We start from the raw sequence: 26,281 nt of genomic DNA on the forward strand, positions 1-26,281 counted from the left end.
GGTGGGTGGAATTAAATATAAGATGAACGTAGGTTGGGTTGAAGCATGAAACCCAACGCCCGATTATGTTACGCTACCGCTAACCCATCCTACAAATAATTGTGCCTCCCTACTTAGACAAAAAAGCTAATTTTTATTTTAGTTGCTATCTTTTTGCTCTCAAATCACCGCTATTCCTCAAAGAATAGTTATTTTCCCCCGTAAAATTACCTAAAATGTCGGATGAATGCCCCCGCCACATTTTTCGACAAGATACTCACCTTTGCGGGGGATGAAATCCGACCAGAATATTAGCAACGGAGCATCGGTTTAATTCTACCATCTGTGGGTAAACTGTGTTATAATTAACTTAGCCAAAGGTCAAGGATTGTTAGATGCTAGTCGTAGAAGCAAAGTTAAAAAACGGAACACCAGAGCAATATCACCAGCTTGATGAAGCGATCAAAACTTCTCAGTTTGTGCGTAACTCTTGTGTTCGTTATTGGAGGTCAAATCAAGGGACAACCCGCAATGATCTCCAAAAACTTTGCGCGGTACTAGCTAACAATAAAGAGACTCTTTGGGTTAATAAATTAAACTCTCAAGCTCGTCAATCGGCTGCTGATAGAGCCTGGCAATCAATTAATCGGTTTTACCAGAATTGTCATGCTAAGATACCGGGAAAAAAGGGGTTTCCTCGGTTTAAAAAGCATAGCCGTTCCGTTGAGTATAAACTAACAGGCTACAAACTATCTGATGATCGACGTAAAATCAGATTTACTGATGGCTTTAAAGCAGGAGAATTTGATTTATGGTGTAGTCAAAAGACATTAGTTTATTATTCAGAACAACAGATTAGACGGGTAAGAGTTGTTAGACGTGCTGACGGTTATTATTGCCAGTTTTTGATTGACGTAGAGCGGCAAGAATCCCATAAACCAACGGGACAAATAACAGGAATTGACTTAGGGTTAAAGGAATTTTATACCGATGCCCAAGGTAATACTGTAGAGAATCCACGTTATTTAAGCAAGTCAGAAAAACGACTTAAAAAAGCACAAAGGAGATTATCAAAACGATTTCGTCAAGGAAAGAAACAGTCTAAAAACTATCACAAGCAACGGATAAAAGTAGCTAGGCTTCACCTGAAAGTATCAAGACAACGTAAAGACAAAGCAATTAAAGACGCTTTGGCGTTAGTCCAGTCTAATGATCTGGTAGTCTATGAGGCTTTAAAGGTAAGAAACTTAGTCAAAAACCGTAAGCTATCTAAGTCGATTTCTGATGCTTCTTGGTATCAATTCACTGAATGGTTGAATTATTTTGCCAAGATTTATCGGATTGTTTGTATTGCTGTTCCTCCCCATTTTACTAGCCAAGATTGTTCAGTTTGTGGGACGAGAGTTCAAAAAACATTAAGCACTAGAACTCATCAATGTCCTAACTGTAAAACAGTCTTAGATAGGGATCATAATGCAGCCATCAACATTCTTAAAAAAGGGTTGCAATATTTGGGAAATCATCTCAACGGTACTGTTGGGCAAACAGAAACCGACCCAAACGCCTTGGGAGAGTCCGGCCTCTGGATTTTCAGTGGAGACATTGAGAATCTAAGTTGTCTCGTCGAGCAAGGAATTTCCGATAGTGATAGGTCAAGAATCCCCCGTCACAGCGTAGCTTGACGGTGGGAGTATGTCAATAAAAGGTAATTTTATAGTTAAACTCTATAAGAAATTAGGTATGTATTTTGTATGACAGAAGCCGGTCTTTGTCATTGTAATGGTGGCACCCGTCCGAAAGATCGCCTTTCGATTTTTGTGGATGGCAATAATATGTTTTATGCTCAACAAAAAAATGGTTGGTTTTTTGACCCGCGCAAGGTGTTAAATTACTTCACCAACGACCCGAATATTATGTTAATTAATGCCTTTTGGTACACGGGTTTAAAAGATTCCCAAGATCAAAGAGGTTTTCGCGATGCTTTAATTAGTTTGGGTTATACGGTGAGAACAAAAATTTTGAAAGAATATTATGATGATAGTTCCGGTCGTTTTTCCCAGAAAGCTAATTTAGATATCGAAATTGTCGTCGATATGTTTAATACCGTCGATCAATACGATCGAGTGATTTTATTTAGCGGTGATGGCGATTTTGAACGAGCGATCGAACTATTGCGCTCTAAAAATACTCATATTACCGTAGTTTCTACGGAAGGGATGATCGCTAGGGAATTACGCAACGCTACCGATCGCTATATTGACCTGAATGATATTCGCAAAGATATCGAAAAAAGTGATTATTAATCGGCCGTTTTGTCTTTAAACCGACTATTTATCCCCTTTTTCTTTATTGGTAGTCCTCACCCCAAACCTTCTCCCAGAAGGAGATAGGTGAGGCAATTAACCATCTCTTGTTTATTTTTCCTTGAGTCGAAAGAGTAAAAACTGATTGACCTGATTCGGATTAAAATTATCATCACTGACTAAAATCAAAGAGCGACTACCATCAGCTAATCTTGGACCGAGGGTCATTGCTTCCAAATTATCTAAATCAATCCCCAAAGTCCCTAAATCTAGTAATAATTTTTTCCGCAAGGGTTGCACCTGTAAAGCTTCTAATTCCCCCGGTATTCTGGCGATTTTCGAGGTATCAGTGGCACTCCCATTAACTACCTGAAATAGTTTCGCTCCAAAACCTTCTAAACCAAAAGTTCGCTCTAAACTGAGAAAATAACCCTCTTTTTCTAAAGCTAATAATTCCGTTAAACCGTAGTATCTCGCACTACTGGGAGGCTCATCTAAGACATACAACTGTTCCGATACTAACACAGGCGCACCAATCGGATCAATCACATAATGAAGAAGTCGCACTCTGAGATTTTCTGCTCTTTTTCCCGTGGGACTATCTTGAATTAAAGCGCTTTCTGTGGCAGTAAACAAACGAAAAGGATCGTCTTTGAGGGTGCTGGTAATCCCTAAAGTTAAGGATTCAAACCCTAAATTATCCTGTATTCCTTTTTGATTGCTATCATCCGGTAAAAAGCGATTAGGAATTAATAAAGACTCCTTTAATTGTCCCTGTAAATCAAATTCAGCAATAAAAGGAGCAATTCCCTCTTTAACCGCACCTTCACTGGAAATAAACAAAGTTTGTCGGGGCGAAAAAGCGATACCTTCCGGGTCGATCGATCCCTTTTTAAACGTTTCTCCCTTGCTATCTTTTAGGAACGTGACTGCCTCTAAATTCACTTTTTCGATTTTTTCATCATTTATCTGCAAACTAGCCCGATAAAAGCGGGCCGGAGCTTTCTGAGAACGATCATCACTGAGGAGATAAAAGCGGTTATTGCTGCGATCATAGGTAATTGCCGATAATCCCCCCACCCTTGTCCCCTGATAATCCGCTTGTGGTAACTGATATTCTCCCAAAAACTCGATCGAGAGGGGTAGAAACATTCGTTGTTCTGCCAAAACTTGTGGGGAGACACCACAGGCAGCCAGACTAAAGGTTACAATCAAACTAGCAATTAAACCCAAAATTGGCAAACGGCAATTTTCGGCAGTCAGTCTCTTATAGAATCGATCGATCACAAAATATCATCCTCTACTACGCTCCTATCAATCTATTATGCTACGTTTTTCTCTCAGTTTATGGCTCTGTTTGATCGGTACTTCCCTTCCTCTCCTAGCACAAACAGAAACCCCTGCACCCAATCCCCTCGAAACTCCCCTAAAAAGTCCTTTATTACCCGCAATCGATCGCCCTTTAACTCCCTTGGAGCATCGTCAACTGTTATTATACATCGATCAACGGGATGCTGAAGCTCAAGCTAAATACGATGCGGGATTAAATGAGGAAGCTTTTCCTATCTGGTATGAAGTGATTAAATTAAATCGTTATTTAGGAGCCAAAGAAGAAGTAAAATCTTTGGGAAAAGTGGGGTTAGCAGCTTGGAATCGAGATCGAACCGAGGATGTTAAATTAATTACTGCTCGTTTAAAAACTGTGCAACAAACCGCAGAAATTAACCAGACAATGGACGGGGAATTATTAGCATTACTAGGTACATCCTATCAACAGGTACGAGCTTTTAATGAGGCGATAATTGTCTATGATAAAATCCTAGCTAATGCCAGAAAATCTGGGGATAATCTGGCAGTAGAAGCAACTTTAAATCAACTTGGTCAAATTCATTTATCCCGTTTTGATTATCAAAAAGCCGCCCCAGTTTACGAGGAACTATTAACTATTTCTAAGGCGCAGAATAATTCTTTAAATCAAGGAATTTATCTGCAAAGACTAGCAGAAATTTATCGAGAATCTCTGCAACCAGCTAACGCAGTAAAAATTAAAGAAGAAATAGCTGAAACCGAGATCAGAAATCAGCAAATACAGTTAATCCCCGATCTAAAAATTCAAATTGGCTTAGATTACCAAGCTTTAAAAGATGCAAATAAAGCCAGCCAAAACTTTCAAGAAGCCTATTCTCTCGCTTTTGCTTTACAACAGTACGGCACCGCAGGAGAAGCTTTAAATAAGTTAGCGGAACTTTATAAAAGTTATCAACAGGTGGATTATGCTTTACAAATCTATCAAGAATTAATTAAAGTCCATGAATTGGGTTATAATTACTACGGTTTAATGAACACCTACGATCAAATCGGTCAAATTTATCTAGAGAGAAAAAATTATCCCCAAGCTTTACTCGCTTTCCAAAAAGGTGCGGAATTAGCCCAAGCTATCCGTTATCGTGAACAATATTTTCAAACCCAAATCACTCAAATTAATCAAGCAATAAATAATCCTGAATAGTTTTGAAACCATGATCGCATCTCACATTTGCAGAAATACCAACAATCAGTCAGCAATTATTAGTGAATCTTAAAACGCCAATTCAAAAATGAAAAGCATCAACCTCAAGATTTGACAAAGAAAGGCTCCTCAGTTACTGAAAGAAAAATCTTTACTTATGACAAGGCCAAAGAATTTTGTGGACATCAAGAGTTGAGTCAGAAACTAGGAGCAGATTTTTATTTTGCTACTCCTTATCATTCTTGGGAGAGGGGATTAAACGAGCCTACTAATGGACTATTGAGATAATTTTTTCCCAAGGGAACGAATTTGAAAATCGTTGAACCAGAGGAGGTAGAAAGAGCCGTAAACTTAATTAACAATCGTCCTCGAAAATGTCTTGACTATCGTACCCCGAATGAGGTATTCTATAAAGGTAGATTAGACAGGGATGCAATTCAGACTTAAATTGATCAATTTTTTGCCAAATATAATCTTTGTCAAGTTAGGAAATTTGAAAAGATTTGATGCCTTTTCACAACTCATTTAGGTTTGCTATATTATGACAAAAGATGCTAGTCTTTTCGAAAATTACCAGTAGTTTTTGCTGAAATCATCACAAATTACTGACAAGTTTAATTATTAAAAGAGGGTGAGCGCCCATGGTCAAATCCGAAACCTAGCTGCTAAGAACCGAAAAAGTTGAGTTAGTATGAGGGGAGATTACCCTCTGAGGAGTTGCACTAATTATATGGACATCAAATTAATCCTGTTGGCATTAACGGCTGTATTCACCGTCTCCTGTCTCTTTTTCGGCACCCGCAACGGTTTTTATGATAGCGATAACTACGATGGCAACGGTTCGGCTCACTAACCAGTCATCATAATCAGGGTTGCCATGGTTCAACGCTCTACTGCTGTCTGGGGGTCAAAATCCCTTTTATCCTGTTTACCTTTTGGTGTCGGTCACGCATCGGAAGGGGTTTGTCTTCTACTGAAAATCGGTTCCTATCGCATACTTTTAGATTGCGGTTTGGCCGATATGCAACCCCTGACCGAAAACAAAAAACCACCCGTAGATCTGGTGTTCTGTAGTCATGCCCACAGCGATCACATCCGTGGGTTAATGGCTCTCCATCAGACCTATCCCCAATTGCCAGTTTATGCCAGTGAGGTGACAGTACAACTGCTGCCCCTACAATGGCCCGATTCTGCCGAGGAAATCGGCAGTTTCTGTCAGGGTTGGCCATGGCGATCACCGATCACTCTCTTTGATGATCTCACCGTCGAGATTTTTCCGGCCGGCCACCTACCCGGGGCCGCCGTGGTCTTATTCACCTACAAAACCCCCAAACGTACCTATAAAGTCCTCTATACCGGCGATTTTTCCCTATCTAATTTTCAACTGGTGGAAGGATTATCGATCGATCTGCTGCGGGGAATATCCCCCGATGTGCTGATTATTGAAGGCAGTTACGGCACAGAACGCCATCCCCACCGACGACAGCAGGAAAAACAGTTGATGAATCGCATCTATCATGCGATCGCTGAGGGGCAAAATGTCTTACTACCCGTCCCCGCTTTGGGATTGGGTCAAGAAATTTTAAAATTACTGCGATCGCATCATCAATTCACGGGTCGCGATATTGATATCTGGGTTGGGGGCAAGATCGCTAAAGCTTGCGATGCCTACCTAGAAATTTTACCACAATTTCCCGCATCTGTCCAGAATTTTGCCAAACATCAGCCCTTATTTTGGGATGAGCGCATCTGTCCCCGGTTGCGAAGGTTGCCAGAAAAACCGACACCTCTAGGGGGAACCACTCCGATAATTTTACTAATCGATCGCCTAGAGGAGGTGAGTAAATATCTGCAAGGGGATAAACCTTGGTTGATGTTAGTTCCCCAACACCTGCACGATATCAACCCGGAGAATCCCCGATTAAAAGCGGCACAGCGTTCGCGATTAATTAGCCAAGAAACCTATCTACTGGCTGAACATAGCGATAGTCGCAACACCACCCAACTAATCCATAACCTGCGACCGCAGCATATCATGTTCGTCCATGGCTCCTCCCTATATCTAGCGGATTTGACCAGTTTAGAAGAATTACAAAGCCGTTATCAACTCCATTCTCCGGCCGTGGGAACCCTGGTGGAATTGCCTATTGGCGATCGCTTTATGCAACCGACACCCCCGGCCCCCAGTCACTATGAGGGAGAATTAAATGAATCGGATTCGATCGTCACTATCACCTTACCAGAGTCGATCACCCGGGATCCCCGGTGGAGTAATTTCGCCGATACGGGACTGGTAGAAGCACGCTGGCAAGGGGAAGAATTATTATTGCGGGGAGTCTCCCAACGGGAATTATTAAGCGAGAGTCCTAATCGCATCACCAAAGCTTTAGAGGAGATGGATTGCTGTCGTGTCTGTGTCCACTACAAAAGTCAGCGCTGTTGGAATCCCGCTTCTCCCCTCTACGGTTTTAAAGTGGTTGCCGAAGGCTATTGTCCCGTTTTTGAAGCCAATATATAATTAGGGTCTGCTGAAAAAGTTGGTAGCTGGGGTTAGGAGTCGGTTTTTAGGAGTCACTATTCTGGGACTTCCTCCCTACAGAAATACTAAAAAATTAACAAAACCCTTAGATTTTAACTAAGAGGATGTTTAAAAAGGGTCACAGGTAGCCTAGTTGTCTAGGCAAGCCGCCTCAACATGAGTCGAATCATGCCGAGATAAATAAACGCCTCGAACTGTTCAACGTAGCTCAGGGAAAGAGTTTCGTGTCAATCCTCGTAGTCTTTGCTTAATCGTCGCCAATAGACCTCTTGCATAATTTTTTTATGGTAAAACAGACGGTTTGGCTTTTTTATTGATTTTTGGATAGAAGTTAAAAAAAGAATATAGTCATTTCAGATAAGTCTGATACAATCTAGACCAACAAAATCCTTATGAACTCTGGGATTGATATTCTCAATCTTAATTGAAATGACTATAGAACATATCTTCACATTTCTTAAAAGTTGCCAAACATTAATCCAGTGAAGGAGAATTGTAATTAATCAGGAGAATTTATTCTCAATTATAAAAATTAAGATAGTTTGTGCCGCTCAAATAAAGAGGTTTTGATAACCAAATTAAAGCATATCTAAAGAGTTTTGAGTTAAAAGTAAAACTTCAAGTTTTTATTTAAAACAAACGTACTGATTAACTAATTTTTTGGGGAAAATTAGTTAAACCACCACTATAACATATAATTAATTTACAATAATTCTACTGATAACTGATAACTGATTAAAGCCCACCCTAAAATACTATCTAAGCGATTAAAGATTTAACTTTACTAATGATACCAACTGGGTCAATACCTTGGTGGGGGAATTGTTCCCATAAACCGCCACAACCTTCATGGTGAGTACCGATGTAGGCGTATTTAGGAGTTAAACCGCGTTCGAGTAACCAAGAACCATAACGGCTACCTAAACCCGTGCGACGGTTAAATGCTTCTACCACTAAAACAAAGGGAGAATTACCAACTTTAGCGATAATTTCTTCATCCACCCCATTGAGAGTCGGTTTATTAATTAAACCCACGTCGATCCCCTCTTGTTTTAAGCGTTCCACTGCATCTAAAGCGCGGTATAAACCATCGCCAAAGCTGATGATATAACCGGCAGTGCCTTCCCGAATTACTTCATCTTTTCCGGGAACAAAGGTGTAACCATCGCCAAAGAAATTATGGCCTTTAGTATCAAGAATATTGGGAGTTTTAGAACGAGTCGAGAAGATAAAACGTAAACCGGGTTGATGGAAAGTTGCCTCGACACAAGCGGTCATTTGTGCCGCATCGGCTGGGAAATAAAGACGGGTTTCGTAACCGTCATCGAGTCCATTATCGGCAAAGAAATTATTCAAACCAAAGTGACAGGTATTATCGGCCATGTCATCGATACCGGAATGGGAAAAATGACACAAAAGATTAGAATAATTCAAGCGGGCCATGGTGATTTCAGAAATACACATTTCTAGAAAAGCGGCAAAGGTGGCGAAAATTCCCTGTTTACCTTTTTCCATACCAAAACCAGCGGCTGCCGAAAGATTGCCCCGTTCCATAATACCAGAAGGAATAAACACTTCGGGATGTTTATCATGGATAATTTTCAAACCACAGGAACCCTCTAAATCGCTATCTACTACTAAGACATTAGCCTTGCGTTCTTCCTCGCTCATTTTGCCTAAAAGACTGACTACCGCTTCGCCGAAAACATTGCGGTTAGAACCCCATTTATCCCCAGAACCGAGGAATTTATAGTCATTAGAAGGCTTCTTAATACTGTTGAGATATTCAACGGCGGCACTGTGTCCTTTTGCCTCTAAATATTTTAAAGCCAAGGGGACAGAAATCACATCATGACCGTGGTTAGAACCTTCTAAACCTTCAATACCGGGACACATGGGACGTTTATTAATAATCGCAATCGGGCCCGGAGTATTAATTGCTTCACAGATATTGCGATACAAACTATCGATATCTTCCCCATCTCCCACTAACACTTTTAGACCATGACCTGTGAGAGTTTTAGCCACATCATAACCGGGTAAATATTTGGAAGGATTACCGGCAATCGTCACATCATTATCATCAATAATCAGCTTAACATTAATGTGTTGAGCCACGGCTAAACGGGCAGCTTCCGCGTCATTGCCTTCCTGTTGAGAACCATCGGAACCTAAACAAAAAACGGTTTTTCCGGGGTTAGCTAAAGCGACACCGTTAACGTAAGGCCACATATGTCCTAAACGGCCAGAACTAAATTTGACACCGGGGGTTAATCCTAATTCCGGGTGTCCGGGGAGTTTAGAATTGGCCTCGCGGTAGTGCATTAATTGTTCTGCGGGTAAAGAACCTTCTAACGCAGACATGAGATATTGAGTACCGACGCGGTGTCCTGCTTCATCGAAGAAGATTGGTACAAATTGACTAGGTTGACTGCGGAAAAGAGCATCGAGAATCACCACTTCCGGGACGGTATCGTAGGGACCGCCGGTGTGTCCACCCACACCCCGGGCCGCACCCGTGGCAGTAAAAAAGATGATAGCATCGCGACAAAGTTGGATATTGGCTTTTAGGGCGCTTCTTTGGTCGTCGGTGAGGGTGGGGTTACTGGGGTCGAGACTGATGGGTTTATAGGCACTCAAATCGATGGGAAAGGTTGTCATCGTAGATTTTCCTTAATGTAGAGAAATAACTATAGTCAGGGAAATCATAGCCTAGAATGTCACCCGATCGATTGATTGAATAATTTCTTATCATTGGTGTAGTCCCTAATACAAAAGTTTTACCCCTGCTGGGATAGCGTCCACGGTCCGGGACGGGGGAAATCTTAAAAAAGATAGGAGAAAAAAAGCTGTTCTTGAGGGCAATAGTCCAGAATGGCAGCTAAGACCAAGTAAAAAGGATAACCTTTGACTCGGTTTTCCTTTTCGGGAGGCGGTCGTAGGTCGTCAATATCAAATTAGGTTATACTTCATCTTTATGAGAAGGGCTGTCAGTTGATATTAATGCAATCTCTAGCCCAAAAATCGGCGCATAATTAACAAAAACTAGATTTAAGGTAAAAACTATGTGTTTAGGCATACCGGGACAAATTACGGCAATTATTGATGAAAACCATCATCTCGCTCTCGTCGATGTGGGGGGTGTAAAAAGAGAAGTAAATATCGCTTGTATTGTTGATGAAGACCATCCCGCTAATACTTGTGTAGGGGATTGGGTATTAGTTCATGTGGGTTTTGCCATGAATCGAATCGATGAAGATGAGGCGCAAGAAACCTTAAGTTTATTAACACAATTAGCAGAATTAGAGGCAGAATTTAATCATAATTAATGTTCTTAAAGTAGTCAACCATAAATTAATGCTGTTGTCTATCTATAAGAAATGTAAATTACGGCAATTATTACTGACGACCGACAGCTAAAAATGATAATTAAAGGAGATAAACTATGAAATACGTTGATGAATTTCGTGATCCAGTTAAAGCGTCGGGATTAATTCAACAAATAGAACAATTATCGATAAGAATCTCTGAAAAGCAGCAAAAAGTTACTAAAATTATGGAGGTTTGTGGAGGTCATACCCACTCAATTTTTAGATACGGTATCGAGGCAATACTTCCAGAAACTATCGAATTAATTCATGGTCCTGGATGTCCCGTTTGTGTGATGCCGCGAGGTCGTTTAGATGATGCCATTTTTCTCGCACAAAAACCGAACGTAATTCTGACAACTTTTGGCGATACTATGCGTGTTCCCGGTTCCCATTTGAGTCTGCTACAAGCGCGAGCAAAAGGTGATGATATTCGCATGGTTTATTCTCCTCGCGATGCCTTAAAAATTGCTAGAGAAAATCTCGATAAAGAAGTAATATTTTTAGCATTAGGGTTTGAAACAACCGTTCCTAGCACCGCTTTAACTGTTTTAGAAGCACAAAGAGATGGCATCACTAATTTTAGTTTATTTTCTAATCATGTGGTGATTATTCCCGCTCTGAAAGTTTTGTTAGATAACCCAGATTTACAGTTAGACGGTTTTGTTGGTCCTGGTCATGTTAGCATGGTAATTGGCACAGAACCCTATCAAGTTATTGCCCAAGAATATCATAAACCTGTGGTAGTTTCTGGGTTTGAACCCTTGGATATTCTCCAATCAATTTGGATGGTATTAAAACAATTAGATGAGCAGAGATGTGAGATAGAAAATCAGTACGATCGAGTGGTACAAAATCAAGGAAATAGAGTCGCTTTATCGGCAATCAAGCAAGTTTTTGAACTGCGGGATCAGTTTGAATGGCGAGGTTTAGGAGAAATTGCTCAAGGAGGATTAAAACTGCGAGATGAGTACAGTAATTTTGATGCGGAGAAAAAATTTACCCTACCCAATCAGCGTGTTAAAGATCACAAAGCTTGTCAGTGTGGCGAAATTCTTAAAGGTGTTTTAAAACCCTGGGAATGTAAAGTATTTGGGACTGCTTGTACTCCCGAACACCCCATCGGTACTTGTATGGTTTCTAGTGAAGGTGCTTGTGCCGCTTATTATAAGTATGGTAGAAATCAATAGATTTTTTTTACTGATTAGGTTCCTTTCTGGTGAGAAAACGCTAGAATTCTCACCAGAAAAAATTAACAGTCTCTCGGTGATAAAAAAAAATGAAGATCAAAAATAATCTGGGTTTATTTGGCTTAACTACCTCTCTACTGCTAATTATCGCTTCCGAAATCGTTCTTGCTTCCCAAGAACAAACCCTAGAACTGCAACCAAGTCAACTCCCCAGCGCCGATTTTTTCAAACCCGTCACCAATCTAATTAAAGATTTAAACCATCAGGGAGTAACTATCACCGATCCCAATGATCCCATGGCGGTGCGCTACCGAGTCAATTCCCCCTGTCGCGGTTGTGCGGTTTATCTAGGCACGGGAGTTGCCAATCCTCGCACCCAGACTAATAATAATGGCATGGGAATCAATTTTGGTCTTGGTTTCACCATGCCTTTTTCACCCTAAATACCGATGACATATTTACGCCATTCGTGATTGTGATTCCCCCTGGTGTGCTTTAATAGCTCAAAGTGGAGACTGCTGTAGGGACGACGTGGCTGGGCGAGTAGGGACATATTGGCCTCTTTTGGTGTACGATTGCCCTTATGCACATTACAACGCACACAAGCCGCCACTAAATTCTCCCAAGTGTCACCCCCTCCGCGAGAACGGGGAATCACATGATCAATGGTTAATTGTTCACCTCGGTAGAGACAGTATTGACAGGTGTGATGATCTCGTTCGAGAATATTACGACGGGTTAAAGGAATTTCCTTGTAGGGAACACGGACGTATTGCCTAAGACGGATAACGGAAGGTAGGGGTAAGTCACGACAAACCACTTTTCCGTTATGTTCTAGGGATTCAGCTTTTCCTTTCAATAATAAAACGATCGCACGCCGCCAACTGGTAATATTTAGCGGTTCGTAGGAGGCATTCAACACGAGAACCTTGCTCATAGGTGTCTGGAGATCGCTTGAATTTACCCCGAATGGTAACACATATCACTCGGATTGGGACCTATTATACTCAATCCGTTGAGCATAGGCTACATATCAGGACAGCCGAACGGCAAGAGGCACTCATGCAAAAGGGTCTTGAGGTTGATGCGTTTCATTTTTGAATTGGCGAAGCTAGTTCGAGAGTTTGAATGCTCAGGACGATGCCAAAGCAGCAATGCCGACCTCTAGTTTAGAATGGGTTTGTAGGGGGAACGAAAAATACTCAAGAATCTGATTGAAATTGATGGTGCTAAACAAGTAATGATAAATCCAAAGAGGAATTATAGTGATAGATAAAATACTATATCTCCCGGATCCGTAGGCAATTTTGGACAATTAGGCATGGCGGAGAGACACTTGATTTTTAGCGACTATTCTATCATCATTACTTCTTGAGGACTACCGTAAAAAGCAAAAAGCGGCCAGATTTGCCTTTTGTTCCCTCTTATCTATTCCTCTCAATAATTTCGACTCAAATCATGAAAAAACGCTTACAATGGCTAGGTTTAATCCTGATCACCCTGATAGGTGTCCTAGCTTTTCGTTCCCCAGCAATTGCCCAAACCCCGCGACATTTTACCGATTTAACTTTTCCTCCCCTTCCTGAAGTTACAGTTCCCCAATACGAGCGCTATCAACTAGATAATGGGATGGTGGTTTATTTAGTGGAGGATCGGAGCTTACCTTTAGTAAGTGGTACGGCGATGATTCGGACGGGAGGAAGATTAGAATCCGGGGAAAAAGTCGGATTAGCCGATATTACTGGAACCGTGCTGCGTAGTGGTGGCACGGAAAAACATCCTTCTAATGTCTTAAATCAGTTATTAGAACAAAGAGCAGCCCTAGTAGAAACCTCGATCGATCTTAACGCTGGAACTGCTAGTTTTAGCGCTCTTAGTGAAGATTTAGAAACCGTTTTTAATCTCTTTGCTGAGGTTTTGCGTTCCCCAACTTTTGAAAATCAGAGAGTGGAATTAGCCAAAGTTCAGGAAAAAGGAGCAATTGCCCGACGTAATGATGATCCCAGTGATATTGCTAGTCGGGAGTTTAAAAAGCTAGTCTATGGTGATAATAGTCCCTACGCTCGTACTGTAGAATATAGCACTTTAGCTAATATTGACCGTCAGGATTTAATCGATTTTTATCGCACCTATGTCCGTCCCGACCAAATAATTTTAGGAATTGTCGGTGATTTTGATTCTCCGTCGATGAAAGCATTAATCAATAAGACTTTTGGCGATTGGAAAAATCCCGCCACTGCCACTAAAATTGTCACCCCTTCGGCAACCCAAAAAAATCTTCAAGGTGTTTTTGTCGTCAATCAACCCCAATTAACCCAGAGTAGCGTTTTATTAGGTCATCTTGGGGGTCGTTTGGATAGTCCCGACTATCCCGCTTTAACGGTATTAAATGAGATTTTAAGCGGTTTTGGTGGTCGTTTATTTAATGAAGTGCGTTCCCGTCAAGGATTAGCTTATTCTGTCTATGGTGTCTGGAATAGTCGTTATGATTATCCCGGTTTATTTATTGCCGGAGGTCAAACTCGCACCGATGCTACCGTACCTTTTATTAAGGCAATTTTAGGCGAAATCGAGCGCCTTCGCAATCAACCCGTTACTGCCAAAGAATTAGAAGACGCTAAAAATGCTATTCTCAATTCTTTTGTTTTTAAGTTTGAGAAACCTGCTCAAAATTTATCGCGATTGATGACTTATGAATATTATGGTTATCCCCAAGATTTTATCTTCCGTTATCAACAAGCGGTAAAAGGGGTGACAATTGCCGATATTCAACGAGTGGCCCAACAATATCTACAACCGAATCAAATTGTGACTCTTGTGGTGGGTAATGAACAGGAAATTCAACCTCCTTTATCCAGTTTGGGAACTACGGTTAAAACTGTTGATGTCACCATCACACAAATATAAATAACTGTAGAGATGTCGGGTGTGTTACATGACGCTAACACACCTGAGAAAAATTTCCTTTTAAATGTTGACAAATTGCCTATCATAAAAGCATAGTCTTCATCAATTCCCCAGAGACTTTTAGGGTTAGTATGTAATGCTCATCGAATTTAGTGTCGGTAATTATCGGTCTTTTAAGGATGTAGTTACTCTCAGTATGGTGGCTGCAGATGAAGCAGCAGATAATGATGAGCTTGATAAAAATAATGTTTTTAAGGTTAATCAGAATTTTAGTTTACTAAAAAGTGCTGCTATTTATGGAGCAAATGCTAGTGGTAAGAGTAATTTGATTCTGGCCTTATATTTTATGCAAAGTTTTGTCATTAATTCCTCGAAATTACAAATTACAGATAAGATAGATTTAGAAAAATTTCGATTAAGTTCTGAAACCGAAGATAAACCTTCTTTTTTTAAGATAGTTTTTTATCTAGATAATAAGACCTATGAATATAGCTTTGAAGTCACTCAAGAGCGAGTAATTTCTGAGGGGTTATCTTGCACGCCCAAAACTCGTAAAACTAATATATTTAGTCGTGAAAAAGATAAAATTAAATATAGTAAAAGTCTGATGAAGGGCAAAGATGTCAAAGATTTAACTAAAAAAAATACCTTATTTCTATCGATTGCTGCTCAGTTTAATGATCCGTTAGCAGGTAAGATTTTACTCTGGTTTAGTAGGTTAAAGATTATATCGGGTTCGCAACTTGAAAATTTAAGACAGCTATCTATTGACTATCTTTCTAGAGAGCAAAATCTTAAAAATGAAATCGTTTTCTTAATTAAAAAATTAGATTTGAGTATCAAGGATATGAGTATAGAAGTGGGACGGAAACCCCTAGATAATTTTCATAAGGATATTCCAGATACAGTTTACAACTCCATTGAAACCTATCATGAAAAGTATGATTTAGAGGGAAAGGTAATCGGGTTAGAAAGCTTTCAACTGAATAAACATGAGTCGCGTGGCACTCAAAAATTATTTGCTTTATTAGCACCTATTTTATCGGTTTTAAAAGCAAGTGAGGTATTAATAATTGATGAACTGGATTCCCTACTGCATCCCTTAATGGCAATAGCAATTATTGGATTATTTAACTCTCAACAAACAAACCCTAAAAATGCTCAACTTATTTTTGCTACTCATGATGTTAATTTACTTAGTAATCAACTGTTTAGAAGAGATCAAATCTGGTTTACCGAAAAAAATCGCCAAGAAGCAACGGATTTATATTCTCTGGTCGAATTTGACATTGATAATAATGCTTCCTTTGAACAAGATTATATTCAAGGTCGCTATGGTGCCATACCTTTTATTGGTGATTTAAGCAAAGTTATAGGTGATTATTATGGCTAAAAAAGATGGTAATTATAGTTATTTAAAACGTCAAGCTAACAGGAGACAGCCAAGGGAAATATTTTTGATTGTTTGTGAAGGAGAAAAGACTGAATACTATTACTTTACTTGTTTGAGGGAAGATTTAAAATCTAATAACATTAAAATAAAAGTTAAGGGAGAAGGTCAAAATACCTTGAGTTTAGTCAAGAAAGCAATTAATATTAAAAACAATGAAAAATCAGCATCTTACGATCAAGTTTGGTGTGTTTTTGATAAAGATAATTATACCAAAGAGCAATTTAATCAAGCTGAGGGACTTGCCCAAAAAGAAAATATCAAGATTGCCTATTCTAATGAAGCCTTTGAAATTTGGTATATTTTGCACTTTCAATATCTTGATACTGCTACACCTAGAGATAGATACGGGAGTATTTTAACTAATCAAATGAGAAAACTTGGATTAGTTTGCGAGAAAGAAAAATATGAAAAAAACCGAGAGAATATCTATGAAAAATTAAAGCCTTATCAGCCTACAGCGATTATCAACGCCGAAAAACTTATTAAACGGCGAGATGAATTAAAACAACATCCTTTTGATCCCCATCCTTCCACTACCGTACATGAATTAGTGAGGGAACTCAATAAAAATAGTCGATCTTAAACTTAACTATTTTGAGATAACTAAGGCTATCATTCAGGAAAGTTACTGTTGAGACTCCTGATTAGTTTGTTAATTTTTATGTCAAGTACCTAGACAATTAAACCCTTTAGAGATAGGGTGAGCGTGGCTGAGTTGGCTATTGTAGAGTTTTGTAAATAAATATCAAACTCAAGGGTTTTTGAAGATGGTATGTCGCTAAACTGAAAGTATAAAGTACAGAGGTAAAAATACTTATGATGCTACTACAAGATGTTGCGAGAACCTCTAGAGAACAAGCATTAATTCTGTGGTTTGAAGAAGTAGACAGCAAAGATGTGGGATTAGTCGGTGGCAAAAACTCCTCCTTAGGCGAAATGATCCAACAATTAACCCCGAAAGGGATTAATGTCCCCACAGGATTCGCCACCACCGCTTACGCTTACCGTCACTTTGTCGAAAAAGCCGGACTAGACGCACAATTAAGACAAATTTTCCAAGATTTAGACGAAAACGATGTGCAGAACCTGCAAGAAAAAGGTAAACAAGCACGCACATTAATCCTCAATACACCGTTCCCCGATGATTTAAGTCATGCGATCGCTATTGCCTATCGCCGACTCTGTGAACGTTATGGCGATGATCTCTATCATTCCATCGATGTGGCCGTTCGATCGAGTGCCACTGCCGAAGACTTACCAGAAGCGAGTTTTGCCGGACAACAGGAAACCTATCTCAACGTGCAAGGGGTGAGGGGAGTTTTAGAAGCTTGCCATAAATGTTTTGCCTCTTTATTCACCGATCGCGCTATTTCCTACCGTCATCATAACGGTTTCGATCACTTTGCCGTCGCCCTTTCCGTCGGTGTCCAAAAAATGGTGCGTTCAGATCTAGCCACCTCCGGGGTGATGTTTTCCATCGATACGGAAACAGGGTTCAAAAATGCCACTTTAATCACCGCAGCCTACGGTTTAGGGGAAAATGTCGTGCAAGGAGCCGTTAACCCCGACGAATATCTGGTTTTTAAACCCACTCTTAAAAACGGTTACAAACCCATCCTCGACAAACGCCTCGGCAGTAAAGCCATCAAGATGATCTACGATGATGGAGGATCGCGTCTAACCAAGAATATCCGAGTTAACAAGCTAGAACAGGATCAATTCTGCATTAGTGACCAAGAAATCCTCACTTTAGCCCGTTGGACGACCCAAATCGAGGAACATTACTCGCAAGTGCGCGGAACCTACACCCCCATGGACATCGAATGGGCAAAAGATGGGATCACGGGAGAACTCTTTATCGTTCAGGCGCGTCCAGAAACCGTACAATCGCAAAAAGCCGCTAATATCCTTAAATCCTACGAAATTAAAGAAAGAAGTCAAGTTTTAGCGGTGGGACGGAGTGTAGGTGCGGCAATCGGTCAAGGAAAAGCCAGAGTCATCCTCAGTGTAGATAAAATCAACAACTTTAAACCGGGAGAAGTTCTCGTCACCAATCGCACGGATCCCGACTGGGAACCGATTATGAAACAAGCAAGCGCGATCGTTACTAATCAAGGTGGTCGTACTTGCCATGCCGCTATTATCGCACGAGAAATGGGTATTCCGGCGATCGTGGGTTGCAATAATGCCACGGAAACGATTAAAACCGGTCAGGAAGTCACCGTTTGCTGTGCGGAAGGGGATGAAGGGAAAGTTTACCTCGGATTGCTACCCTTTGAAATTCTTGAAACTCCCCTGGACAATTTGCCCCAAACTCGGACAAAAATCCTCATGAATATCGGTAATCCCGAAAAAGCCTTCGCTTTTGCCGATATTCCTGCCCAAGGGGTCGGTTTAGCGCGTCTAGAGTTTATTATCGCTAACCACATTCAGGCCCACCCCAGCGCCTTGCTGAAATTCCACGAATTGGAAGAAGGAGACGTAAAAGACCAAATCGCCGAATTAACCAAGCACTACGAGGATAAACCCCAATTTTTCGTCGATAAATTGGCCCGGGGAATTGCCATGATTGCAGCCGCATTCTACCCCAAAGATGTAATTGTGCGGATGTCCGATTTTAAATCCAATGAATACGCTAATTTATTGGGTGGCAAACCCTTTGAACCCAAGGAAGAAAACCCGATGATCGGTTGGCGCGGCGCTTCCCGTTATACTGATCCTAATTATCGCGAGGCTTTCGCTTTGGAATGTCGGGCGCTGAAAATGGTCCGGGAAGAAATGGGATTAACTAATGTGATTCCGATGATTCCTTTCTGTCGTACCCCCGAAGAAGGGATGAGAGTCCTTGAAGAAATGGCGAAAAATGGTCTCGAACGCGGGGTTGATGGTTTGCAAGTTTATGTGATGTGTGAGTTACCAAGTAATGTAATTCTTGCCGACCAATTTGCTCAGGTGTTTGACGGATTTTCGATCGGTTCTAATGATTTGACCCAATTAACCTTAGGATTAGATCGGGATTCTGCCCTAGTTGCCCATCTTTTTGATGAACGGAATGAGGGAGTTAAACGCATGGTGAAAATGGCCATTGAAACCGCTAAAGCCCATAATCGCAAAATCGGTATCTGTGGTCAAGCCCCCAGTGATTACCCCGAATTCGCTCAATTTTTAGTGGAATTAGGCATCGATTCCATCAGTCTTAATCCTGATTCTGTCCTCAAGACTTTATTGATGGTGGCAGCAGTGGAGCAAGGACAATAGTTTAGTGACAAAGGTGGGCAAGTCCCACCTTTTTTTGTCTTGATATAAGTAATACTAAATCCGTCGAGTATAGGCTACATATCAGGACAGGCACTCAGGCAAAAGGGAGAATAAATAATCAGTTTTTACTAACCAGATTTAGTATTAGATATTGAGGGGTAATTAATTAAAATTTCCAACAGTGATTAGCATCCTTTAACGCGGCTTTTACCGTTAATAATTGACTAAAATTATCAAAGAAATAGAGCAAAATAAGATAGTAATTTCTTCTAAAATTAAGGCAGGTTTTTGATTATCACCAGAGGATAAATATCGATCCACCAGTTGATAACATTCATAGATTTTCAAGAATAATTATTAGTTTTTTAAGAGATGGCGGTACTTTTCTTGGAGATTTTCCGTTGCTTTGGTTAATTTTCCCTTTTTGTCTAGGATGGGTAGTTTCATGATTTCCGATGAAGCTTTAATTAAAAGTAGTACCTCCCGAAACTTGGCCACATCTTCCTCTAGATGGAGATTAAAATTAGCTCGTGACTCCAGTTCATTTAAACCCTTAATAGCTCTACTATTCAGACTATTAACCAGGTATTGTAACTCCTTAATTCTGCGCTGAACTTGTCCTAAAAAACCCTTACTTTTATCTAACTGAGCTATTTTATTATCCACTTCCTTGGCGTATTCGATAGCTTTAGTTAGGGCCTTTTTCCCTTCTCCTCCTAAGACAAAACCACCAATCATTAAAGCAGGTCCGACGGTAATACCTCCTAAAACCACTGTTCCCAGGGCCATACCACCACCACCAGCAGCTAAAGAACCACCTCCTAACCATGCTAAGGTAGCATTCCAAGCAGCTACCCCACTAAGTCCACTAATTGCTGTTCCTGTACTAGCAGTACCGAAAAGACCAATTAATCCTAGGGTTCCCTGACTGGCTGCCGAAGCGACTCCCACTACTTTTAAACCCCCCACAGCCAAACTTTGCGCGTCTAACACTTCTGCTTTAAATTCCTTGAATTGTTCGGCAGAAAATCCCTCAAACCCTTCTAAGAAGCGTTGATGGGATGGGGAAGAATTTTGACCAAGTCTTTGACCTATTCTTTGATCAATTCTGCTAATAAACTTAATAAATCTGCCGATGGTGTTGATTTTGACATTAATTTGCAGTTGACCGTATTCTTCTGCGAATTTTTGGGTAGCTTGAAACTTTTTTTCTAGGGATTTATTGGCTTTTTTGTATCTTTGTTCGGCACTTTTGCCAATTTTTTCCGCCTTTTGTAGCTTAGAGACACCATCAGCACCAGCACTAACACCCACACCAGCAGTAACTAAGGCAGCCGCACCAAGAATAATCGGGATAATAAAGATCATGACCAAAAATCTCCTAGTCTATAGAATTACGGCTCTCTTGTTCTTTGTGTGATAAGTTTAACTTATATAGAAGTGATCAATCTTTGTGTCCTTTGTGTCTTTGTGGTTCGTTCCATGCACTCACCAGCAGGACTGTATTTTAGAATAGATTTTACCTACCGAATCCAAGAGAGCCGAATCACTGAATAGCTGATAGCTGGTAGCTGAGGATTTATAACTTGCGTTCGTAACTTAACAACGTATTTTTTAATAACATTGCCACTGTCATCGGACCGACACCACCCGGTACAGGAGTAAGATAACTAGCTACTTCTAAAACTCCAGCATAGTCCACATCCCCCACCAAACGGTCAGCGACGCGATTAATACCCACATCCACCACTACCGCACCAGGTTTTACCATATCCGGGGTGATTAAATTCGCTTTACCGACCGCAGGTACTAAAATATCAGCACTTCTGGTTATTTCTGCCAGATTTTCCGTGCGCGAGTGAGCAATAGTTACCGTAGCGTTTTCCTCCAATAACATTAAAGCTAAAGGTTTCCCCACTAGAATGCTGCGACCCAGCACCACCGCGTGCTTACCAGCTATGGGAATATTATATTCTTTCAGCAGTGCCATGACCCCCGCAGGAGTACAACTGCGGATACAGTCCTCACCCCGCACTAAACCGCCTAAATTGAGAGGATGTAAACCATCAGCATCTTTTTTTGGGTCAATTTGGTAGAGAAGGGAAACCGCATCTAAATGCTTGGGTAAGGGTAATTGAATTAAAATCCCGTCCACCCGCTCATCTTGATTGAGACGGACAATTTCCGCTAAAATTTCTAGTTCACTTGTATCGGTAGGAAAATGACGACCAAAAGAGGCCATACCGATTTTAGTACAAGCTTTCTCCTTATTGCGTACATAAACGGCACTAGCAGGATTATCCCCCACCATCAACACCGCTAACCCCGGAGGTCTTCCCATTGGAGATTTTAGCGTCTGGATGCGCTCTCCTAGACCAAGCTGGATTTTTTGAGCTAAGGCTTTCCCGTCGAGAATTTGGCAAGTAGTTACGGACATTCTATGATAATACCGAGAACAAAAATCTTTCGGATCCATTCTATGGTCAAAAAGATTGGCTAATCGCACTCGTTAAGGTTAAAGCAAGAATGTCTATCCAGACTCGTCTAGGGCGCATCGGCAGTTTATTATTATTGCTAGGGTTATTCGGTTGTAGTACCCTTGCTGACCTCGGTATTGCCGTTCCCTACATCGGTGATCCTCCCCTAACAGCGATCGAGCAATTACAGGAAAAACCAAAAGGCGCTTTAGTTTATCTTAGGGGAACTGTCAGCAATTATGCCCCTTTTTTAGCGGGAGGAGCCTATCTTTTGCAGGATGGGTCTGGTAAGATTTGGATTCGCACCAATAGCAATAAATTACCCCGTCAAGGCGAAGAAATCGTCATTAAGGGCAAAATTGACTTTGAGGCTATTCCCCAGGGTTCCCAAAGCGTTAACGAATTGTATGTGGTGGAATTAGAACAGATGGATGCAGTAGCGGTTAATTCTCTTCCTACTCCTTCCCCGTCCCCAGAAATTAAACCTTCCCCCACCTCAGAAGTTAAACCCCCAGAAAACAATTCTCCCCCAGTTTCAACTAAACCCCTGGAAAATCCCCGACAGGTGACAATTCCCAGCGCAGCTGAAACAAAACCCCCAGAAACTCCCGTCGTTACCCCCGTTAAACCCAATCCCCCCGCGCAACCCGTCGCGGAAGCGATTCCCCCCAAACCCCCCGCAGTGCTTAAACCCATCCCAGATCCCCTCGATGCTTTCTTTTTACCCCATAAACAAAACGAGAAATAGCTAGGGTGTGGGGTGTGGGGTGTGGGGTGTGGGGTGTGGGGAGAATAAATAAAATAGTCTCCCGTCTCCTGTCTCCTGTCTCCTGTCTCCCGATAACTGATAACTGATAACTGATGATATTTGTTGCTTTGGCGATTTTAGAACAGGACGGTCGCTTTTTAATGCAGTTGCGCGACGACATCCCGACGATTCTCTATCCGGGGGTGTGGGGTTTATTTGGTGGTCACTTGGAAGCGGGTGAAAGTCCAGAAATAGGGTTAAAACGAGAGTTACAAGAAGAAATTAACTACGAAGCCCCTAGTTTACGCTATTTTCGCTCTTATAACGACGATAATCTCTCTCGTTATCTTTATCATGTACCCCTGACCGTGGCATTAGAAAAATTAGTGCAAACGGAAGGGCAAGATTTAGCATTATTACCTCCGGCTGCCCTCCGTCAAGGGGAATACTATTCCCAGAAGATTAATCAGACTCGTCCTTTAGGAAAAATTCATCGCCAGATATTGCTCGATTTTATAGAACTAGAATTATAGTGGATACTAGAGCCAGACAAGGAACTCCCTTATCTATACGAAAGTCGTAGTTAACACTGCTCCTCACCTCCCTCGAAGGCAAAATGCTCCCGCTTTTTGAATGGCTTTATTGAAACGTCAATCTTATTTTGGCTTTGTCTTTATGAACCAGTCGCGTCCCTCGTTCGTTTCCGTGCAGAAACTCCTATCTGGAGGTGCGATCGCTACCCTAGCAGTTAGTTCCCTGATGGTCCTCACCCCCGCAGCCAAAGGGGAAAAACCCTTAGAAGATAACCCGAAAGCAGTCATCGACCAGGTTTGGCAAATTGTTAATAATGAATTTGTAGATCGTGGTTTTCATCAAATTGACTGGCAAAAAAAACGTCAAGAATTGTTAAGCAGAAATTATACTAATCCCCAACAAGCTTACACAGCAATTCGCGAAGCTTTAAAGGAATTGGATGATACTTATACCCGTTTTTTAACTCCTAGGGAATTTTCTGTCCTCACCAGTCAAACTTCCGGAGAATTATCGGGAATTGGGGTACGTTTAGCTCTCGATAAACGCAGTAACGATCTGGTTGTTGTCGATACGGTGAAAAAATCCCCCGCCAAGGAAGCGGGAGTGAAAAGCGGCGATCGCCTGATCAGAATTAATGGCAAACCCACCGCTTTAATGACCCTAGAACAGGCAATGGAGGCACTACAGGGAGAAGTGGGTACTAGCGTTAGTTTACAGCTTGCCCGTCCCGATAAAGGGGTATTTGAAGTGACTTTGACCCGGGTAGATATCGAAATCCCCTCCGTTAGCTATACCCTGAAACAGGAAGGTGGGGTGAAAGTTGGTTATATTAAACTGGATGAATTTAGTTCCCACGCAGCCGAACAAATGAAAGAGGCGATCGAGGAATTAAGTCAACAACAGGTATCCGGCTATGTTCTCGATCTGCGGGGCAACCCCGGCGGGTTACTATTTGCTAGTGTCGATATCGCTCGTATGTGGATGAAACAGGGCAAAATCGTTAGCACCATCGATCGACGGGGCGGAGATCGCCAATTTATCGCCAATAACACCGCTATTACCGATTTACCCCTAGTAGTCTTGGTTAATAAAGGTTCAGCGAGTGCCAGCGAAATCCTCGCCGGAGCGCTAAAAGAAAATGGCCGGGCGACTTTAGTAGGTACATCGACTTATGGCAAGAGTACCGTCCAATCGGTACACACCCTTTCCGATGGTTCTGGATTAGCGGTGACAATTGCCCGTTATTATCCCCCCAACGGCGAAAATATCTACAAAAAAGGCATTAAACCCGATGTGCAGATCGAGTTAACCCAAGAACAACAGCTGCGCTTCCGGGATGATCCTTCTTTGCTGGGAACGAAGGATGATCCCCAGTATCAACAGGCGATCTCACTCCTACAATCCCATAGTGTTAAACGTCCAGGCACTGGCAATCTCAATAACCCTTTGAGTAGTCGGGCCGAATAATCGTCCTAGAAAATCTGGGGAAACGGCTACTGTTTCGGCGAAATGGCGATTCTAGAACAGCCTTTAAAGTCTTTAACAGCGCTCTCTCTCGCTCCCGTGCAGTTGCTGGTGATTCCCCCCCCAAAGATTTCTGCAGCTACAAATTCTGCAACTAAGCATAATACGCATTATAAAACTGTATCGCTGGCTACAAATGCTCGATTATTCGCCAAAAAGTAACCTGATCAAAACCTCACACCCTGCTCTATAATTCCCGACGACCTTCTAAAGCTCTCGCTAAAGTTACTTCATCAGCGTATTCCAGATCGCCGCCCATGGGCAACCCGAAAGCGATACGGGTAACTTTAGTGAAGGGTTTCAGTAAACCCCCGATATACAAAGTCGTGGTTTCCCCCTCGACACTGGGACTGATAGCTAAGATAACTTCCTGAATTTTTTTCTGGCTGACTCTGGTGACTAAAGACTGTATATTTAATTGATCCGGTCCAATCCCATCCATAGGTGAGATAACACCCCCTAAAACGTGATATTTGCCCGAATATTCCCTAGTTTTCTCCAAAGCAATCACATCTCTGGAGTCAGCTACCACACAGATAGTCCCCGTTTCTCGGTTAGGATTGCGGCAAATTTCACAAATCGGTTCGGCCGAAAGATGAAAACAAACCTGACATAATCCTACTTGTTTTTTAGCCGCCACGATCGCCTGGGCCAATTCGATCGCATCTTGTTCTGGTCGTTTGAGAATATACAGGGCCAGACGTTGAGCGCTTTTTGGTCCGACTCCGGGTAATTTTTGTAACTGCTCGATCAAACGAGCTAAAGGCGGTGTATAAATAGCAGTTAATCCTCTTATCAGTTATCAGTTATCAGTTATCAGTGGGTAAGTTATCAGTTATCAGATTTGAGTTTTCAAGTGAGCAGTGTTACATGGAAGTTTCCTACTGTCTTTTCACTGTTTACTGCTCACTGTTTACTAACTAAGACCTTTTTGGTAAACGGACATCGATAACACTGGTGTTGAAATTATAATTATCTCCTTCCAACTCGATTAAAGTGCCAATTTTCACCTTTTGACCGCCAACAACCGCACCAGTGTCGGTAAATTCCGCTTGACCACTGAGAGTCATAATCATATCTTGAGAATAGTTTTCCGTGCGGGGATCCGGTAGGACTTTCACACTACCATCCGGCTGCGGAACTAAGACATTTCTCGATAAAGGTTTAACATTTTTTATATCCACTTGACCGGCCGGTTGATTACGAATAACAATATTAGTTTTCTTCTCGGTATTGAATTGATTGATCAAAGCATTGGGATTGAGAACACTTAAACCCCGGACAATAACATCCACTTCTATGGGTTCTTTGGTAACTTGAGCGATCGTACTTTTACCACTTGTCCCCGGTACAACAAAAATACCGATAATTGTCAATAAAATTACTAAGGCCGCTCCGATATCAAGCAAGCTAAATTTACCGAATAAACGTCCTTTTGAGTCTAATAACTGCATAGCCTTGAATTTATATAGATGACTATTCCTAGAGATCG

General features: G+C 41.4%; 22 protein-coding genes and 1 pseudogene. 16 read left to right on the top strand and 7 right to left on the bottom strand.

Annotation, left to right across the window (positions count from 1 at the left end; genetic code table 11):
- The first annotated feature begins 374 nt into the window (after positions 1-374).
- Positions 375-1,661 (top strand): RNA-guided endonuclease InsQ/TnpB family protein, encoded by a 1,287-nt coding sequence (locus ACQY1Y_RS00965; protein ID WP_430013791.1) that lies wholly within the window; start codon positions 375-377, stop codon positions 1,659-1,661.
- A 69-nt stretch (positions 1,662-1,730) separates the two neighbouring features.
- Positions 1,731-2,282: an NYN domain-containing protein gene (locus tag ACQY1Y_RS00970; protein ID WP_002751943.1), complete on the top strand. Its 552-nt coding sequence runs from the start codon at positions 1,731-1,733 to the stop codon at positions 2,280-2,282.
- 111 nt (positions 2,283-2,393) lie between these two features.
- On the opposite strand, the gene ACQY1Y_RS00975 is transcribed toward ACQY1Y_RS00970, so the two are convergent.
- The gene (locus tag ACQY1Y_RS00975; RefSeq protein ID WP_430013792.1) at positions 2,394-3,569 is read right to left on the bottom strand and encodes an esterase-like activity of phytase family protein; all 1,176 of its coding nucleotides are present in this window, start codon (positions 3,567-3,569) and stop codon (positions 2,394-2,396) included.
- Positions 3,570-3,606: 37 nt separating this feature from the next.
- Between ACQY1Y_RS00975 and ACQY1Y_RS00980 the strand changes: the two genes are divergently transcribed.
- The 4 genes and pseudogenes from ACQY1Y_RS00980 to ACQY1Y_RS00995 all read left to right on the top strand — a co-directional run bounded on the left by ACQY1Y_RS00980 (position 3,607) and on the right by ACQY1Y_RS00995 (position 7,309).
- On the top strand, positions 3,607-4,791 hold the full coding sequence (locus tag ACQY1Y_RS00980; RefSeq protein ID WP_002737498.1) for a tetratricopeptide repeat protein: 1,185 nt from the start codon (positions 3,607-3,609) through the stop codon (positions 4,789-4,791).
- Between the two features lie 138 nt (positions 4,792-4,929).
- Positions 4,930-5,238 (top strand): annotated as a pseudogene (locus ACQY1Y_RS00985) (IS30 family transposase); the annotation flags it as partial.
- Between the two features lie 283 nt (positions 5,239-5,521).
- The gene (locus tag ACQY1Y_RS00990; protein WP_002737208.1) at positions 5,522-5,644 is read left to right on the top strand and encodes a hypothetical protein; all 123 of its coding nucleotides are present in this window, start codon (positions 5,522-5,524) and stop codon (positions 5,642-5,644) included.
- A 24-nt stretch (positions 5,645-5,668) separates the two neighbouring features.
- Positions 5,669-7,309: an MBL fold metallo-hydrolase gene (locus tag ACQY1Y_RS00995; RefSeq protein WP_430013793.1), complete on the top strand. Its 1,641-nt coding sequence runs from the start codon at positions 5,669-5,671 to the stop codon at positions 7,307-7,309.
- Between the two features lie 780 nt (positions 7,310-8,089).
- On the opposite strand, the gene ACQY1Y_RS01000 is transcribed toward ACQY1Y_RS00995, so the two are convergent.
- Entirely contained in the window at positions 8,090-9,991 is a 1,902-nt protein-coding gene (locus tag ACQY1Y_RS01000) for a transketolase C-terminal domain-containing protein (protein ID WP_430013794.1), read from the bottom strand.
- Between the two features lie 404 nt (positions 9,992-10,395).
- Between ACQY1Y_RS01000 and ACQY1Y_RS01005 the strand changes: the two genes are divergently transcribed.
- The 3 genes from ACQY1Y_RS01005 (at position 10,396) to ACQY1Y_RS01015 (ending at position 12,331) form a co-directional block, all read left to right on the top strand.
- Positions 10,396-10,659 (top strand): HypC/HybG/HupF family hydrogenase formation chaperone, encoded by a 264-nt coding sequence (locus ACQY1Y_RS01005; RefSeq protein WP_004162041.1) that lies wholly within the window; start codon positions 10,396-10,398, stop codon positions 10,657-10,659.
- Between the two features lie 116 nt (positions 10,660-10,775).
- Positions 10,776-11,888: a hydrogenase formation protein HypD gene (gene hypD / locus ACQY1Y_RS01010; RefSeq protein ID WP_430013795.1), complete on the top strand. Its 1,113-nt coding sequence runs from the start codon at positions 10,776-10,778 to the stop codon at positions 11,886-11,888.
- 89 nt (positions 11,889-11,977) lie between these two features.
- A complete protein-coding gene (locus ACQY1Y_RS01015; RefSeq protein ID WP_430013796.1) occupies positions 11,978-12,331 on the top strand; it encodes a hypothetical protein in 354 nt (117 codons plus the stop codon).
- On the opposite strand, the gene ACQY1Y_RS01020 is transcribed toward ACQY1Y_RS01015, so the two are convergent.
- A complete protein-coding gene (locus ACQY1Y_RS01020) occupies positions 12,328-12,825 on the bottom strand; it encodes an HNH endonuclease (RefSeq protein ID WP_002751922.1) in 498 nt (165 codons plus the stop codon). The genes ACQY1Y_RS01015 and ACQY1Y_RS01020 overlap by 4 nt on opposite strands.
- A 521-nt stretch (positions 12,826-13,346) precedes the next feature.
- On the opposite strand from ACQY1Y_RS01020, the gene ACQY1Y_RS01025 reads away from it, so the two are divergent.
- The 4 genes from ACQY1Y_RS01025 (at position 13,347) to ppsA (ending at position 19,506) form a co-directional block, all read left to right on the top strand.
- Positions 13,347-14,795 (top strand): M16 family metallopeptidase, encoded by a 1,449-nt coding sequence (locus ACQY1Y_RS01025; protein WP_430013797.1) that lies wholly within the window; start codon positions 13,347-13,349, stop codon positions 14,793-14,795.
- 136 nt (positions 14,796-14,931) lie between these two features.
- Entirely contained in the window at positions 14,932-16,188 is a 1,257-nt protein-coding gene (locus ACQY1Y_RS01030) for an AAA family ATPase (RefSeq protein WP_002737351.1), read from the top strand.
- Entirely contained in the window at positions 16,181-16,831 is a 651-nt protein-coding gene (locus tag ACQY1Y_RS01035) for an RloB family protein (protein ID WP_287636286.1), read from the top strand. Before ACQY1Y_RS01030 ends, ACQY1Y_RS01035 begins: the two co-directional genes overlap by 8 nt.
- A gap of 233 nt (positions 16,832-17,064) precedes the next feature.
- Complete coding sequence (gene ppsA / locus ACQY1Y_RS01040) at positions 17,065-19,506, top strand: phosphoenolpyruvate synthase (RefSeq protein ID WP_002751914.1); 2,442 nt, start codon at positions 17,065-17,067, stop codon at positions 19,504-19,506.
- 357 nt (positions 19,507-19,863) lie between these two features.
- Here the strand turns inward: ppsA and ACQY1Y_RS01045 are convergent, their stop codons facing one another.
- Entirely contained in the window at positions 19,864-20,874 is a 1,011-nt protein-coding gene (locus tag ACQY1Y_RS01045; RefSeq protein WP_430013798.1) for a hypothetical protein, read from the bottom strand.
- Between the two features lie 211 nt (positions 20,875-21,085).
- Complete coding sequence (gene folD / locus ACQY1Y_RS01050; RefSeq protein WP_002735754.1) at positions 21,086-21,943, bottom strand: bifunctional methylenetetrahydrofolate dehydrogenase/methenyltetrahydrofolate cyclohydrolase FolD; 858 nt, start codon at positions 21,941-21,943, stop codon at positions 21,086-21,088.
- A gap of 89 nt (positions 21,944-22,032) precedes the next feature.
- Between folD and ACQY1Y_RS01055 the strand changes: the two genes are divergently transcribed.
- The 3 genes from ACQY1Y_RS01055 (at position 22,033) to ctpB (ending at position 24,732) form a co-directional block, all read left to right on the top strand.
- Positions 22,033-22,731, top strand: a complete 699-nt coding sequence (locus ACQY1Y_RS01055; RefSeq protein ID WP_430013799.1) for an OB-fold nucleic acid binding domain protein — start codon at positions 22,033-22,035, stop codon at positions 22,729-22,731.
- 113 nt (positions 22,732-22,844) lie between these two features.
- Positions 22,845-23,264, top strand: coding sequence for an NUDIX hydrolase (locus ACQY1Y_RS01060; RefSeq protein ID WP_430013800.1), 420 nt, complete (start codon positions 22,845-22,847; stop codon positions 23,262-23,264).
- 142 nt (positions 23,265-23,406) lie between these two features.
- A complete protein-coding gene (gene ctpB, locus ACQY1Y_RS01065) occupies positions 23,407-24,732 on the top strand; it encodes a carboxyl-terminal processing protease CtpB (protein WP_430014717.1) in 1,326 nt (441 codons plus the stop codon).
- Between the two features lie 244 nt (positions 24,733-24,976).
- Here ctpB and recR read toward each other — a convergent pair whose 3' ends face one another.
- Together recR and ACQY1Y_RS01075 are read right to left on the bottom strand one after the other, a co-directional pair.
- Positions 24,977-25,567: a recombination mediator RecR gene (recR, locus tag ACQY1Y_RS01070; protein WP_043999193.1), complete on the bottom strand. Its 591-nt coding sequence runs from the start codon at positions 25,565-25,567 to the stop codon at positions 24,977-24,979.
- Between the two features lie 142 nt (positions 25,568-25,709).
- Positions 25,710-26,243 (bottom strand): DUF4330 domain-containing protein, encoded by a 534-nt coding sequence (locus tag ACQY1Y_RS01075; RefSeq protein ID WP_287231899.1) that lies wholly within the window; start codon positions 26,241-26,243, stop codon positions 25,710-25,712.
- Positions 26,244-26,281: the final 38 nt, after the last annotated feature.

Origin of the sequence: Microcystis ichthyoblabe FBCC-A1114 (assembly GCF_050500245.1) — a bacterium.
In the GTDB taxonomy this organism is placed as follows: domain Bacteria; phylum Cyanobacteriota; class Cyanobacteriia; order Cyanobacteriales; family Microcystaceae; genus Microcystis; species Microcystis ichthyoblabe_A.

Bases quoted from the DNA above. Each gene is read 5' to 3' on its own strand.
- ACQY1Y_RS01020 (WP_002751922.1), bottom strand. From the start codon at position 12,825: ATGAGCAAGGTTCTCGTGTTGAATGCCTCCTACGAACCGCTAAATATT.
- ppsA (WP_002751914.1), top strand. From the start codon at position 17,065: ATGATGCTACTACAAGATGTTGCGAGAACCTCTAGAGAACAAGCATTA.
- ACQY1Y_RS01035 (WP_287636286.1), top strand. From the start codon at position 16,181: ATGGCTAAAAAAGATGGTAATTATAGTTATTTAAAACGTCAAGCTAAC.
- ctpB (WP_430014717.1), top strand. From the start codon at position 23,407: ATGAACCAGTCGCGTCCCTCGTTCGTTTCCGTGCAGAAACTCCTATCT.
- ACQY1Y_RS00990 (WP_002737208.1), top strand. From the start codon at position 5,522: ATGGACATCAAATTAATCCTGTTGGCATTAACGGCTGTATTCACCGTC.
- ACQY1Y_RS01015 (WP_430013796.1), top strand. From the start codon at position 11,978: ATGAAGATCAAAAATAATCTGGGTTTATTTGGCTTAACTACCTCTCTA.
- ACQY1Y_RS01075 (WP_287231899.1), bottom strand. From the start codon at position 26,243: ATGCAGTTATTAGACTCAAAAGGACGTTTATTCGGTAAATTTAGCTTG.
- ACQY1Y_RS00965 (WP_430013791.1), top strand. From the start codon at position 375: ATGCTAGTCGTAGAAGCAAAGTTAAAAAACGGAACACCAGAGCAATAT.
- ACQY1Y_RS01005 (WP_004162041.1), top strand. From the start codon at position 10,396: ATGTGTTTAGGCATACCGGGACAAATTACGGCAATTATTGATGAAAAC.
- ACQY1Y_RS01030 (WP_002737351.1), top strand. From the start codon at position 14,932: ATGCTCATCGAATTTAGTGTCGGTAATTATCGGTCTTTTAAGGATGTA.
- ACQY1Y_RS01060 (WP_430013800.1), top strand. From the start codon at position 22,845: ATGATATTTGTTGCTTTGGCGATTTTAGAACAGGACGGTCGCTTTTTA.
- ACQY1Y_RS00970 (WP_002751943.1), top strand. From the start codon at position 1,731: ATGACAGAAGCCGGTCTTTGTCATTGTAATGGTGGCACCCGTCCGAAA.
- ACQY1Y_RS01055 (WP_430013799.1), top strand. From the start codon at position 22,033: ATGTCTATCCAGACTCGTCTAGGGCGCATCGGCAGTTTATTATTATTG.
- ACQY1Y_RS01045 (WP_430013798.1), bottom strand. From the start codon at position 20,874: ATGATCTTTATTATCCCGATTATTCTTGGTGCGGCTGCCTTAGTTACT.
- ACQY1Y_RS00980 (WP_002737498.1), top strand. From the start codon at position 3,607: ATGCTACGTTTTTCTCTCAGTTTATGGCTCTGTTTGATCGGTACTTCC.
- folD (WP_002735754.1), bottom strand. From the start codon at position 21,943: ATGTCCGTAACTACTTGCCAAATTCTCGACGGGAAAGCCTTAGCTCAA.
- ACQY1Y_RS00995 (WP_430013793.1), top strand. From the start codon at position 5,669: ATGGTTCAACGCTCTACTGCTGTCTGGGGGTCAAAATCCCTTTTATCC.
- ACQY1Y_RS01000 (WP_430013794.1), bottom strand. From the start codon at position 9,991: ATGACAACCTTTCCCATCGATTTGAGTGCCTATAAACCCATCAGTCTC.
- hypD (WP_430013795.1), top strand. From the start codon at position 10,776: ATGAAATACGTTGATGAATTTCGTGATCCAGTTAAAGCGTCGGGATTA.
- ACQY1Y_RS01025 (WP_430013797.1), top strand. From the start codon at position 13,347: ATGAAAAAACGCTTACAATGGCTAGGTTTAATCCTGATCACCCTGATA.